Source organism: Caulobacter sp. (assembly GCF_035254145.1).
Classification (GTDB): domain Bacteria; phylum Pseudomonadota; class Alphaproteobacteria; order Caulobacterales; family Caulobacteraceae; genus Caulobacter.
The window spans coordinates 1-12,731 of the sequence record NZ_DATFAV010000006.1 but is presented as its reverse complement, the minus strand read 5'-3'; the positions used below and the strand labels follow the sequence as shown (position 1 = coordinate 12,731).

11 protein-coding genes are annotated in these 12,731 nt (G+C 66.3%); 5 read left to right on the top strand and 6 right to left on the bottom strand.

The window, feature by feature from the left end; all coding sequences use genetic code 11:
• The first annotated feature begins 2 nt into the window (after window positions 1-2).
• Window positions 3-1,124, top strand: coding sequence for an ABC transporter permease (locus VJ655_RS00280; protein ID WP_324097382.1), 1,122 nt, complete (start codon window positions 3-5; stop codon window positions 1,122-1,124).
• A gap of 74 nt (window positions 1,125-1,198) precedes the next feature.
• Window positions 1,199-1,642 carry a hypothetical protein gene (locus tag VJ655_RS00275; protein ID WP_324097381.1) on the top strand — a complete coding sequence of 148 codons (444 nt, stop codon included), beginning with the start codon at window positions 1,199-1,201 and terminating at the stop codon, window positions 1,640-1,642.
• A 24-nt stretch (window positions 1,643-1,666) separates the two neighbouring features.
• Here VJ655_RS00275 and VJ655_RS00270 read toward each other — a convergent pair whose 3' ends face one another.
• The 4 genes from VJ655_RS00270 to ptcA are packed head-to-tail and all read right to left on the bottom strand — an operon-like array spanning window position 1,667 to window position 6,131.
• Window positions 1,667-2,566 carry a carbamate kinase gene (locus VJ655_RS00270; protein ID WP_324097380.1) on the bottom strand — a complete coding sequence of 300 codons (900 nt, stop codon included), beginning with the start codon at window positions 2,564-2,566 and terminating at the stop codon, window positions 1,667-1,669.
• A gap of 1 nt (window position 2,567) precedes the next feature.
• Window positions 2,568-3,701: an agmatine deiminase gene (gene aguA / locus VJ655_RS00265; RefSeq protein ID WP_324097379.1), complete on the bottom strand. Its 1,134-nt coding sequence runs from the start codon at window positions 3,699-3,701 to the stop codon at window positions 2,568-2,570.
• Window positions 3,694-5,106, bottom strand: coding sequence for an APC family permease (locus VJ655_RS00260; RefSeq protein ID WP_324097378.1), 1,413 nt, complete (start codon window positions 5,104-5,106; stop codon window positions 3,694-3,696). Before VJ655_RS00260 ends, aguA begins: the two co-directional genes overlap by 8 nt.
• Before the next feature lie 14 nt (window positions 5,107-5,120).
• The gene (gene ptcA, locus VJ655_RS00255; RefSeq protein ID WP_324097377.1) at window positions 5,121-6,131 is read right to left on the bottom strand and encodes a putrescine carbamoyltransferase; all 1,011 of its coding nucleotides are present in this window, start codon (window positions 6,129-6,131) and stop codon (window positions 5,121-5,123) included.
• A 349-nt stretch (window positions 6,132-6,480) separates the two neighbouring features.
• On the opposite strand from ptcA, the gene VJ655_RS00250 reads away from it, so the two are divergent.
• Entirely contained in the window at window positions 6,481-9,423 is a 2,943-nt protein-coding gene (locus tag VJ655_RS00250) for a TonB-dependent receptor plug domain-containing protein (protein ID WP_324097376.1), read from the top strand.
• Window positions 9,424-9,556: 133 nt separating this feature from the next.
• Here VJ655_RS00250 and VJ655_RS00245 read toward each other — a convergent pair whose 3' ends face one another.
• Both VJ655_RS00245 and VJ655_RS00240 read right to left on the bottom strand, forming a co-directional pair.
• Entirely contained in the window at window positions 9,557-10,039 is a 483-nt protein-coding gene (locus VJ655_RS00245; RefSeq protein ID WP_324097375.1) for a GNAT family N-acetyltransferase, read from the bottom strand.
• 56 nt (window positions 10,040-10,095) lie between these two features.
• Window positions 10,096-11,226 (bottom strand): iron-containing alcohol dehydrogenase, encoded by a 1,131-nt coding sequence (locus VJ655_RS00240; protein ID WP_324097374.1) that lies wholly within the window; start codon window positions 11,224-11,226, stop codon window positions 10,096-10,098.
• 332 nt (window positions 11,227-11,558) lie between these two features.
• Here VJ655_RS00240 and VJ655_RS00235 point away from each other — a divergent pair, with 332 nt between their 5' ends.
• Both VJ655_RS00235 and VJ655_RS00230 read left to right on the top strand, forming a co-directional pair.
• Window positions 11,559-12,302 carry a GntR family transcriptional regulator gene (locus tag VJ655_RS00235; protein WP_324097373.1) on the top strand — a complete coding sequence of 248 codons (744 nt, stop codon included), beginning with the start codon at window positions 11,559-11,561 and terminating at the stop codon, window positions 12,300-12,302.
• A 211-nt stretch (window positions 12,303-12,513) separates the two neighbouring features.
• Window positions 12,514-12,731: hypothetical protein (locus VJ655_RS00230; protein ID WP_324097372.1), on the top strand; the 218-nt coding region annotated here is incomplete at its 3' end.

The window sequence follows — 12,731 nt, the reverse complement described above, 5'->3', positions numbered from 1 at the left end:
GGGTGCGCGGGGCCAACATCCTCAGACTGGGCGTCAAGGAACTGCGCAGCGTCTGGCGCGATCCGATGATGCTGTTCCTCATCGTTTTTTCGTTCTCGTTCTCCATCTACACGGCGGCGACGAGCATCCCTGAGTCCTTGCACAGAGCGCCCATCGCGATCGTCGACGAGGATCATTCGCAGCTCTCCGATCGACTGATCGGCGCTTTTTATCCGCCCTATTTCACGACGCCGGCCCTGGTCACCCAGGACGCGGTCGACGGCGGAATGGATGCGGGCGAATACACCTTCGCCGTCGATATCCCACCCAATCTGCAACGCGACGTCCTGGCCGGACGTCAGCCCACCGTGCAGACCAACATTGACGCCACGCGGATGAGCCAGGCGTTCGTCGGGGCGGGCTATGTCCAGCAGATCCTTACCGCCGAGGTCCAGGAGTTCGTCCAGCGCCATCGCGGCGCCGCCGATCCGCCCGTGACCTTGGCCATCCGGGCGCGGTTCAATCCCTCCCTGACCGAGTCGTGGTTCGGTTCGGTGATGGAGGTGATCAACCACGTCACGATGCTGTCGATCATCCTTACCGGCGCCGCCCTAATCCGCGAGCGTGAGCACGGCACGATCGAGCATCTGCTGGTGATGCCAGTCACCCCGCTGGAGATTATGGTCAGCAAGGTCTGGTCCATGGGGCTGGTCGTGCTCGTCGCCTGCTTCGCGTCGATCATCGTGATGGTCGAGGGCGTGCTGGGCGTACCGATCGAAGGCTCTGTGGCGCTGTTCCTGTTCGGTGCGGCCCTGCATCTGTTCGCCACCACCTCGATGGGCATCTTCATGGGTACGATCGCCCGGTCCATGCCGCAGTTTGGGCTGTTGCTGATGCTGGTCCTGCTGCCGCTGCAGATGCTGTCGGGCGGGATGACCCCGCGCGAGAGCATGCCCGCCTTTGTCCGAGACATCATGCTGGCCGCGCCGACCACCCATTTCGTCAGGCTGGCCCAGGCCATCCTCTATCGAGGCGCGGGTTTCGGCGTCGTCTGGCCGCAGTTCGTGGCCATCGCCGCGATCGGCGCCGTCTTTTTCGCGATCGCCCTGGCCCGTTTCCGCAAGACGATCGGCGCCATGGCCTGATCGGCTCGCCCAGTCGCGGCGTACAGACTGTTTCGATTATCGCGGTCAGGGGCCGCCCAACCGGAGTCCTAATGATGAAGCCCTTCACCCTCGCCGTCGTGGCCGCCATCACACTCTCCCTGCCAGCGATGTCGACCGCCGACCCGGCGCCGCGCGCTCAGCCCTCGGCGACCGCGCACCTGTCTGGAGACTCGATCGCCCTAGGCGTTGGCTATGGCTGGGGGAGAGGTGTGCTGTCCTTCCAGGGCCGCAACACGCCCTTCACGCTGACGGGCGTGACCCTGGTCGGCGCGGGGGCCGAACGCGCCGAGGGTGAGGCCAAGATCTACAATCTGAAGCGCCTGGAGGACTTTCCCGGCCTCTACATGGTGGCTGGCGCGAGCGGATCCTTCGTGACGCTCGGCGGCGGGACGGCGGTTCTGCGCAACGCCAAGGGCGTGGAAATCAGGCTTCGGGGCGAGACGAGAGGATTCCACATCGCCGTGGCCGCGGGCGGCGTGAACATCGCCCTGCGCTGAGCCGGGCGGACGTCGACAGCCGAACTAGGGACGAACCTGCGTGCCGGCGCGTCCGGCGATCACCGCCTCGGCCTCGGAGAGGGCGCCGATGGCGGCGGTTCCCCGGCCCCTCTCGACGAACTGGCAGGCGGCTTCGACCTTGGGGCCCATCGAACCGGCCGGAAAGCGCAATCCGCGCAACTGCGCCGGTGTCGTCTGGCCGATCCGGCGGGCCGTCGGCGTATTCCAGTCGGCGTAGACGCCATCGACGTCGGTCAGGATCACCAATCGTTCCGCGCCGAGGCGCGTGGCGACAAGGGCGGCGCTGAGATCCTTATCAACGACAGCCTCCAAGCCTTCCAGGCGCAGGTCCGGAAGACGTCCGACCGGCACGCCGCCGCCGCCGGCGCACACGACCAGCACGCCGGCCTCCAGCAGGCGCTTGACGACAGGGAGTTCGACAATGTCGACCGGGTGCGGGGAGGCCACCACGCGGCGCAGGCCCTCGCCATCGGGGGCGAGGGTCCATCCGCGCGCACGCAACGCCTCTCCCTCAGCCAGGGGATAGACTGGTCCGATGGGTTTGGTTGGAGCGTGAAACGCCGGGTCGTCCGGATCGACGATCGCCTGCGTTATCAGGACGGCGACGTCTCGTTCGGGGACGGCGTTGCGCAGCTCCTGGGCGACGACATAACCGATCATGCCCTGGGATTCAGCGCCCAGCACGTCGAGCGGCGTGGGCGGCGCGAGCTTGTAGGCCTCCGTCTCAAGGGCCAGCAGGCCCACCTGCGGGCCGTTGCCGTGAACGATCACCGTCTCATGGGGCGCGCAGGCGCGAGCCAGCGTCGCCGCGACGGCGCGCATGTTGCGCCTCTGCGCCTCGGCCGACAGCGGTTCGCCGCGTTTGAGCAGGGCGTTGCCGCCCAGCGCCACGACCAAGCGCATGCTAGGCCGCCGAGCCGGAGACGGCGGTGGCCAGGCGTCGTCCGCGCGGTTCCTGCTGGGTGATGCAGTGGATCCCCCCGCCGCCAAGCAGGATCTCTCGCCCGGGAACCGTGACGATCCGGCGCCCCGGAAACAGCGTCGCCAAGAGCGCCTGGGCCGGCTCGTCGTTGGGATCGTCGAACCGGGGCGCCACGATGACCTCGTTGGCGATGTAGAAATTGACGTAGGAGGCGGCCATGCGGTCTCCGGCCTCGCGGGGCAGGGTTCCGTGCACCTTGTCGACGCCCCCGGCCTCTTCGGCGGTGATGACCACGGGGCGGGCGGGCTGCAGCAGCTTGTGCACCTTCAAGGCGCGCCCGCGGGCGTCCCGATAGCCTTCGAGCCGCCGAAGGGCGTCGTGGGAGATCTCGTACTGCGGGTCGGCGGGGTCGTCGGTCCAGGTCAGAACCACTTCGCCGGGGGCGACGAACCGACAAAGGTTGTCCACGTGGCCGTCGGTTTCGTCGAGATAGACGCCTTTGCCGAGCCATAGGACGCTCTGGACGCCCAGATAGTCGCGCAGCCAGGTCTCGATCGTCTGGCGGTCCATGTCCGGGTTGCGGTTCGGGTTGAGCAGGCACTCCTCGGTGGTCAGCACGGTCCCTTGGCCATCCACGTCGATCGAGCCGCCCTCCAGGACGAAGTCCGGCGCGTAGCGGTCGTCCCGCTCGAACTCCAGGACCTTTTCGCCGACGAGGTCGTCCTGGTCCCAGGGGAAATAGAGGCCGCCCACCAGCCCGCCCCAGGCGTTGAACTTCCAATCGACGCCGCGGACATCGCCCGTGTCATTGACCAGAAAGGTCGGGCCGCAGTCGCGCATCCAGCTGTCGTTGTTGGTCATTTCGACGACCCGGATCGCCGGGTCCAGCATCTCGCGGGCCACCGCATATTCCCCGGGTGAGGCGCAGACGGTCACCGGCTCGCCCTGGGCGATCGCCGCGGCGACGGCGGCGAACGCGTGCTGGGCGGGCTTGGCGCCGTTGCGCCAGTTATCCGAGCGCTCGGGCCAGAGCATCCAGCAGCCGATATGAGGCTCCCACTCGGCGGGCATACGGAAGCCGTCGGCGCGCGGGGTCGTGGAGAGGATTCTAGACATCGGCGCGGTCCTTCTTGCCGACCGTGACCCGGACGAGAACTTCGCCGACGATCACCGTCGCCACCACGCCGCCGACCACCGCCAGGACGTAGGTCGGGTCGAACGCATCGGGCTTGTAGATGAAGAAGACGATCGCCTGCAGGATGAAGGCCATGCACAGCACGCTCAGCGCCGTCGCCACGAACTGGCCGCCCGGAACGCGATAGGGGCGGGGGAGACCGGCGTCGATCTTCCGAAGCCGCAGGAAGGACAGGAAAAGCAGGAGATAGGGCAGTAGGAACACCACGGACGAGAAGGCGAAGGTGGTCCAGAAGAAGTCCTCGGCGCTCTTGGCCAGCAGGCCGTACAGGAACAGGACGGCGGTGGCGATGGTCCCACAGAGGACGGCGGCGCTGGCGGGCGTTCGATACTTGGGATGCAGCCTGGCGAAGATGGCCGGCAGATCGCCCCGGTTCGCGGCTTCGGCGGCCGAGCGGTTCGCGCCCATGGTCCAGGTCACCATGTTGGCCAGGAAGGTGTAGAGCGCCATGGCCCCCAGCACCGCGACGATCGCCTGACTCGCCGGCGCGTCGCCGAACAGCCGCCGGAAGGTGTCGGTCAGCCCCTCGATCAGCCCGACATCCTTGACGGGAAGGGCCAGCAGCATGCCGACCGTGGCGAAGACGTAGAAGAAGGCGATCAGGGCGCCGGAGCGCATGATCGCCCAAGGCACGTCACGAGCGGGATTCTCCATTTCCTCGCCGGCGCCGGACATCAGCTCGAAGCCTAGGAAATTGTAGAGGATCACCGGCAGGAAGGCGAGGCTGGCGCCCCAGCTTGGCCGCAAGGTCTCCAACGTGAAGGCGTTGGCCACCCCGTGCCGCAGCGCGTAGGCGATCCCGCCGAAGCCGATCGCCAGCATGATCACGGCCTTGAAGACCGCGCCGATGTTGGGGACCCACTTGCCGACATCCAGCGCCACGATGTTGATCCCCACCGTCAGCCACGTCAGGCCCAGGGTGATCAGGATCTTGGTCCAAAGGGACATGTCGGGGGCGACCAGTTCGGCCAACACCCCGGCGAACAGGATGTAGACCGACGGCATCCAGAACGCGACATTGACCCACCAGAGCCAGGCCGTGCGACCGGCCCAGCGCGGGCCAAAGGCGCGGCGGACCCAGGCGTAGATGCCGCCCTCCTGCGGATAGGCGCTACCCAGCTCGGCCGTGATCAGGCCGTAAGGAATGAAGAACAGGACGAGGGTCAGCACCCACCAGAAGATGGACTGAACGCCAATCGCCGCGGACGCCGCGAGCTGATCGACGATCAGGATCGCGCAGACCGTGAACAGCGCCATGTCCAGGCCATGCAGAACCTTGCGGAATCTGGGCGGGCGGGCGGCGGTGGGAGTCTCTGGGGCGGCCATTGGAGCTCCTGTGTTCAGCGGCTGAGGAAGTCTTCCACTCGCCCGCGATGATAGGCGGCGAGCTCGGTCGAAGCGGTCTTCAGGCGTGGGTGGACGAAATGGACCAGCAGCGCCTTCTCCGTGTGGAGACGGTTCTCGGACTGGTCGTAGATGATCGACTGGGGGCCATCCATGACCGCGTCGGTCACTTCGACGCCGCGCGAGGCGGGCAGGCAGTGCATGAAGCGGGCGTGCGCGGGGGCCTTGGCCAGCAGAGCCTCATTGATCTGGTAGACGGGCATGAAGGCTTGGCGGCGCTCAGGGATTTCGGCCTCCTGGCCGATCCACCACCAAAGATCGGTGTAGACGAAGTCCGCGTTCCGAACCGCCGCCTCGACATCTTCGGTCACCGTCAACGAGCCGCCGGAGGCCGCCGCGTTCGCCTCGGCGATCTGTCGCCACGCGGCGGGCGCCTGATAGCGCGCGGGGGCGGCGTGAGTGAAGCGCATGCCCATCTGGGTGCAGATCATCATCAACGACGAGCAGACATTGGTGGCGTCGCCAATGAAGGTCACGTTCAGCTCGCCGACCGGCTTTCCGGCTTGCCGATGCTCCAGCATCGTGAAGACGTCGCACACCACCTGGGTGGGGTGGTTGTAGTCAGTCAGGCCGTTGATCACCGGCACGGTGGCGTTGGCGGCCAGATCGAGCACGGTCTGATGCTTGAGCGTACGGGCCTCGATCACGTCGACCATGCGGCTGATCACCTGGGCGGTGTCGCGGATGTTCTCGCGCTGGCCAAGGTGGATCTCACCGGGCTTGAGATAGAGCGCATGCCCGCCGAGCTTGGTCATGGCCACTTCGAACGAGACGCGCGTGCGGGTGGAGGGCTCCTCGAAGATCATGCCCAGCGACGCGCCAGCCAGCAGCTTGGGGCAGGCGCCGTCCTTGTCGGCCTCCTTCAGCAGTCCGATCAGATCCAGAATTCGCAAGAGCTCTTCGCGAGCGAAATCCTGGGTGTCGATGAAATGCCTTGGAGGCGCCATGTCCACTTGTCCTTTTGGGAGTCAGGAATGATTGGCGATCAGAGCCAACCATAGCGCATTGACTTCGCGCAAGTGGACCGAGCGGGGAGGGGCCTATGGAAATTTGCCGATCTGACGTTGGCTGATCAAGGCTGGCGACCCTCCTCTCAGTCCGCGAGCCAAGGTTCGTTGGATTGATATTCCGTTGGCGGACAAACTATCGCGTTTGACCTGGTCGGCATAAATACTTGTCTCGACGAGCAAAGAGCCTTTGCGAGGCGAAGCGGAAAAACGTCGTTCCGCTGGAAGCAAGCGCCATAGAGCGATCTTGCCCATCCCTTCCGTCACATAATCATAAAGGGAGGGGACGTTGTTCAAAGTCGCCAGTTTTGTCTCGACGTCGTTGATCGCCCTTGCGGCGGCGACGGCCGCCTCGGCTCAGGCCGCGCCGGTCCAATCGGACTCGGTCGCGGTCGAGGAGGTCGTGGTCACCGGCTCGCGAGTGCGCACCACCTATAATTCGCCCACCCCAGTCAATGTGGTCGGCGCCGAGCGCATGCAGCAGCTTGCCATACCGGATGTGGCCACAGCGCTAAACCAGATCCCATCGTTCCGCGCCACGACCTCGGCCTCGACGATCCTGTTTCGCGTCAACGGCGCCATCGGCGGCAACACGCCCGACCTGCGGGGGCTGGGCACCAGTCGCACCCTGGTGCTGGTGGACGGCCGGCGGTTCGTGCCTAGCGTCGACTCCGGCGGCGTTGACCTGAACAGCATTCCAAACGCGCTGGTCAAGCGGTCGGAAGTCGTCACCGGCGGCGCCTCGGCCGCCTACGGAGCGGACGCCGTCGCCGGGGTGGTCAACCTGATCCTCGACACCAAGCTCAACGGCTTGAAGATCGACGCCAGCGCCGGCGTCAGCGACCGGGGCGACGCCAAGAACTACTTCCTGTCGGTGGCCGGCGGACGCGGCTTCGCCAGCGACCGCGGCCACATCATCGCCGGGTTCGAATACCGGGACGACAAGGGCGTGGGCAACTGCTTCGAGCGCAGCTGGTGCGCCAAGCTGACGAACTTCGTTCCCAACCCGGGCTACATCGGAGGGGTCAGCACGAACGGGCTCCCGGCCACGCTGGTCTTGGACAATGTCAACTTCGTCTACACCCCGACCGGCGTGCTGCTCAGCGCCGTCCAGACCGTGAACGGCGTCAAGACCACGCTAGGCCAGCAGGTCAACCATACCGGCGCGACGGCGCTGCCCGCGGCCTTGCGCGGCCTGCAGTTCAACGCCGCCGGCACGGCCCTGGTCCCGTTCCAGTTCGGCAACTATCTCAGCGGCACGTTCATGCAGGGAGGCGACGCGGCCGCCAGCAACAACTGGGGCTGGGGCAACCCGCCGCTGGTGACGCCGACATCGCACGGCTCGGGCGTCGTCCACGTCGACTACGACCTGACGCCCAAGACCCAGGCCTTCGGCGAGTTCATCTACAGCCGCACCGAAGGCGGTCCGGTGCGCACCTCGGTGCTGCTGCAGGCGCCGGCTGGCGGTTCGGCGGGCCTGGACATCAACAACCCCTTCATCACCCCGGCGGTGCGGGCGCAGATCCTGGCGGCCAATCCCAACATCACGGCGATCAACGTCAACGTGGCGGTGGCGCAGGGTGGCGATACGGTGGTGGCCTCCAGCACCAACAACATCTACCGCTTCGTGACCGGCCTGAAGGGCGAGCTCTTCAAGGACTGGCGTTGGGACGCCAGCTATGAGTACGGCCAGACCGACAGCCGCACGGATGTGAAGAACACCCGTTTGGCGTCGTTCGACACGCAGGCGACCAACGCGATCACTCCGCCGGCCGGTTATGCGGGCACGATCTACACGACGCCCACGGGCGCGCCAGTGATCTGCGCCTCGTCTGTGGCCAATCCGAACGACGGCTGCCTGCCGGTCGATCTGCTGGGCTCGAACATCACCCCGGCGGTGCTGAACAAGTACTTCAAGGACGAGTGGCAGACGCGGACCATCAAGCAGCACGACCTGATGGTGAACTTCCGCGGCACGCTGTTCAACCTTCCGGCCGGCGCCGTCCAGGCCGCTGTCGGCGGTGAGTTCCGCCACGACAGCGTTTCCGGCCAGGTCGATCCGCTGACCAAGGCCGGCCAGTTCGCCGCGCCGCAGGTCACGGCCCTGCCACAAGTCACCCAGAAGGTGACGGAAGGCTATGTCGAGGCGAATATCCCGCTACTGGGCGACCTGCCGCTGGCCAAGTCGCTGTCGCTCGACCTTACCGGCCGCTACACTCACTATAGCGGCTTCGGCAACGCCCAGCCCTGGAAGGTGGGTGTCGAGTATCAGCCCAATGACCAGATCCTGGTCCGCGTGACGCGTTCGGCCGACATCCGCGCGCCCACGGCCGCGGAGTCGAACCCCAACACCGTGCAGACCTTCCTGCCCTTGAACGATCCCTTCAGCGGCAGCAATCACCTGATCGGCGCCCTGGCCGGCGGCAACCCCAAGCTGGAACTGGAATCGGCCAAGACCAACACCGCCGGGATCGTGCTGAAGCCGAACTTCCTGCCGGGCTTCCACGCCTCGGTCGACTGGTACGACATCACCGTCAGGAACGCGATCGACTCGGTGTCGGCCCCGAACATCCTGTCGGCCTGCGCCACCAAGAACCTGCTGTGCAACCTGATCACGTTCAGCGGCGCGGCCAAGGCCAGTCCGGTGGTGTCGGTGCTGTCGAACTTCCAGAACGTCGCGCAGGTTCACGCCGAGGGCTACGAGTTCCAGTCCGACTACACGATCCCGGATGTCTGGGACGGCGCGGTCAGCTTCCAACTCAACGCCAACTACGTGAAGGATCTGAAGTCGATTGGCGGCACCGGCCTGGTCACCCGAATGAACGGGGTGACCGGCAACGCCGGCTCGCTGGCCGGCATCGCGGGCGTGCCGAAATACAAGATCGACGGCCTGGTGGCCTACACCCGGCCCAGCTGGATGCTCGCGGCGCACATGCGCTACATCCCCAAGAGCATCCTCGATCCGACCAAGATCGGGCCCGATCAGGCCGGCTACAACATCAACCTGCCGACCAGCGTCAGCATCAACAAGGTCAGCGCCCGGTTCTACATGGACCTTTCCGGCTCGGCCCAGCTGCCGTCGCTGTTTGGCAGCAGCAAGACCGAACTCTACGGCGGGGTGACGAACCTGTTCGACAAGGCCCAGCCGCCCGAGCTGCGCCTGTTTGGCAACCCGCTGCAATACGACACCGTCGGACGGGCTTTCCGACTAGGCATTCGGGCCGCCTGGTAGGCGGCGTCCGAACGAAGACGGCGCCGTCCTTCTCCTCCTCGAGCGGCGCCGAGCTTCTCCTTGATCCCGATGCGTGATCCGGTCCGGCCGGCTCATGCATCGGGATTTTTTCTGGGCGACCTTGAGGGAGCGCCTAGCCGAGGGTCTTGACCAGCAAGAGCGTCGTCAGACCGCTGTCCCATTCTCTGTCGGGATAGCGATCGCTCTCGCGGTAACCGCGGGCCGCGTAGAAAGCTTGCGAGACGATGTTGAAGGTGTCGGTTTCCAGGCGCGCGGCGAGGTAGCCGGCGGCGGCGATCTCGGCTTCGGCCTTGTCCATCAGGCGCGCGCCGATCCCCAGCCGAGCGCGGGAAGAACGCACGTGCAGCGCCTTCACGAAGTCCGCGTCCCAATCGACGAAGCCAGCGACCTGGCCATCCCATTCGGCGACCCAGAACGCCTCGCCCCGTTCGGCGACGTAGGCGGCTGGTCGGTCCTCCTCGAGAAAGGCGCGCGCGGCGTCTGGCGTGACCTGGGGGAGCCAGGTGCGCGCGTACGTGTCGTGGAGGATATCCCGCAACGCGGCTGCATCGGACGGGCGAGCACGACGGACCAGCGGGATCGGTCGGATGGTCATGCGGCAGAGTTAGGCCGGTGGCGAAATGTCCGCAACGGCGCGCGGGCGGCCGCCGCCTACCAGGCCGCTTCGTAGATCGCCTGGGCGTCGGCCTCGGTCAGGGGGCGGGGATTGCGGTCCAGCAGACGCGTGACCTTCATCGCCGCCGTCGCCATGCGGGGGATCGCATCGCGGGCGATACCGAAGTCCGACAGACGGCGCTTGATCCCACAGGCGTTGGCCAGCGCGATCACGCGCTCCACGCCGGCCAGGGCGTCGGTGGCGTGGTCGCCAGTGCAGTCCGCGCCCAGCGCCCGCGCGATCGCGGCGTAGCGTTCCGACGACGCCTCGATGTTGAAGCGCAGCACGTGGGGCAGCAGTAGGGCGTTGGCCACGCCGTGGGCGATATGGAACTCGCCGCCGAGCGGATAGGCCAGGGCGTGCACCGCCGCGGTGTTGACCGGGCCCAGGCACAGCCCGCCGTAGTAGCTGGCGATCATCATCGCCAAGCGCGCGTCCAGGTCGTCGCCATGCGTACAAGCGCGCTCGATGTTTTCGGCGATCAGCCGGATCCCGCCCAGGGCGTAAACGTCGACCAGAGGATGGGCGAAGCGGTTGGCGTAGGCCTCGATGCAATGGGTCAGGGCGTCCAGTCCCGTCGCCGCGGTCACCGAGGGCGGCATGGTCACGGTCAGGGCGGGATCCAGATAGGCCGCGTCGGGCACCAGATACGGGCTGACGACGCCCTTCTTCAGATCCTCGTCCTCATCGCCGAGAATGGCGATCGGAGTCACCTCGCTGCCGGTGCCGGCCGTGGTCGGGATGCAAGCCAGCCATAGGGGACGGGCCGCGACGAGATCGGTCCCGAGCACCTCCATGACACCCTGGCGGCCATCGAACAGCGCCGCGACCAGCTTGGCGACGTCCATGGCGCTGCCGCCGCCCAGACCAACGACCGCGTCGGCCTCGCAAGCCCGCGCCGCCATCAGGGCGGCGTCGAATTCCTTCAGAGTCGGTTCGCCGAGGAGATCGCTCCAGAGCGTCGTCTCTACGCCGGCCGCCCCCAGCGCCTCGACCAGCGGGGCGCACAGGAACAGCGTCGGCTCCGTCGTGACGATAAAGACTGATCGCGATCGCCGGGCGATGAGGTCGTAGGCGCACCGCGCCAGGGCTCCGGGACCGAACGTGAGCGCGCCCACGTTCACCATGCTGATGAGCCTCTGTCCCCCCACGTCCATTCCGTGCGCTTTCCTCTTGTCGATGCAGGGCCATGACTAGGTCTGGCCTGAACGAGGGGCTTGCTCATAGAGGCAGGGTGACTTGCACCGCCGATAGCCCCTGAATGGCTCCCAGCGCTTGGCGAGGGTGTCTCGCGAAAGTAATCGCGCCGCTGGAGGCAAGGCGCGGCGCGCTAGGTCAGCCTAAAATCGCCACCTGTTCTCTCGCGAGGACGTTGCTGGCATGATATCGCCAGCGGAGATATCGAGCGACGCGATGGCCGTATTTCGGCCGGGCGCGGCGTTCTAACCAGGAGGCCCGAGTGGCTCGCCGATCCACCGCCGGGCAAGGTCACGGCGTCGAAGCGCCTCACGTCGAAGGCCCCCGCAACGATTCTTCCGATCAAAACGGCGCGGATCGCCGGATCAAACGCTCACAGGGTTTCGTCGAAGAGGTCTTCGAGGTCATCCGGGCCGACATCATGTCGCTGGCCATTCCGCCCGACACGCGAATCTCGATCGATCACCTGGCGCGCAAGCTGGGCGTGTCGCAGACGCCGATCCGCGAGGCGCTCAGCATGCTCGAGGCGATTGGCCTGGTCACCAAGCGCCACTTCGTCGGCTATTGCAGCGCGCCACAGCTCAATCGCCGTCAATTGGACCAGCTTTACGAAGCTCGCCTGCTGATCGAGCCGTTCGCCGCCCGCCACGCGGCCGAGCGGATGGATGACACGGCCATGGCCGAGCTGGTCGCCTTGGCCGAGGCCATGACGCCTGGCGAATCGCGCCAGTCCTACGACCGATTCGCCGACCAGGATTCCGAGCTTCACGACCTGGTCGCGGCGGGTTGTGGAAATCCGATCATTCGCGAGACGCTGGCGCGGCTGCACTCGCATCTGCACATCTTCCGCCTGCGCTTCCACAGCGAGGTTACGACCGAAGCTGTCAATGAACATGCGGCGCTGATTCAGGCGCTGACCTCGCGCGACCCGGACGCGGCCGAAGCCGCCATGCGCGAACACATCCAGCGCTCATACGCCCGTGTTGTCCCGTTCGCTGGTGCGTAGGGCTATCTGAGCGCGGCCGCAAGGTCCGGTAAATTCATGTCTTTTGAAAACGCGGGCGCGGGGAGGGATCTCCGCGCCTGCCGCCGTATGTCCGTCTCACAGCTTTTCGCGGTCGAATTGGCTGGGGCGAAAAATAAGGCTTTCCATATTTCCTATATCATATAGGAAATGACCCAGGGAGGGCACACTCCCGGTCTAGGGGGAGGCGCGCATGAACGTCTTCAGCACGAACGATCTGACGGGCCGATCCTCGCCCGGGGGCTGGGCGGGACTGTTCGCCGCCCATGTCGAGGCCATGGATTTCAAGCCGGCCGGAGCCGAGGCGTTCTCGGCGGAGCTGGCCGGGGCGGATTTAGGTCCGCTGTACATCGCTCGCCTGGCTTGCGGTAAGTCGACGGCCGAGCGCGGCGACGCCCAACTCGCCCGGAA